Annotated in this window: 1 protein-coding gene; it reads left to right on the top strand. The window is 72.8% G+C overall.

Going from position 1 to position 257, the window contains the following annotated elements; all coding sequences use genetic code 11:
- Nucleotides 1-257: hypothetical protein (locus NCS67_RS32140; protein WP_250437935.1), on the top strand; the 257-nt coding region annotated here is incomplete at both ends.

The raw sequence follows: 257 nt of genomic DNA, 5'->3' as shown, positions 1-257 counted from the left end.
TGCGTGTTCTGCATCCACATGGGCCGCACGCCCGACCCGGGCGACGCGACCGTCTTCACGACCGTGAGCGCGCTGCTGCTCCACATCTCGCGGCACTCGCGGCCGCTGCCGCAGGTCGAGGGCGTCGTCGCGGTGGAGGCGGCCGACATCACGCCGGACCAGCGCAACAACTACGACCTCTGCTTCTTCAAGCCGCCGGCGCGGCACCCGGCGCGCGAGTCGGCGGCGGAGATCGCCAACCTGCCGTCGGCCGTGGC

This window comes from Caballeronia sp. ATUFL_F2_KS9A (assembly GCF_023630765.1).
GTDB lineage: Bacteria > Pseudomonadota > Gammaproteobacteria > Burkholderiales > Burkholderiaceae > Caballeronia > Caballeronia zhejiangensis.
Note: the sequence above shows the minus strand (reverse complement) of the source record. Positions and strands in the feature narration are given on the sequence as shown.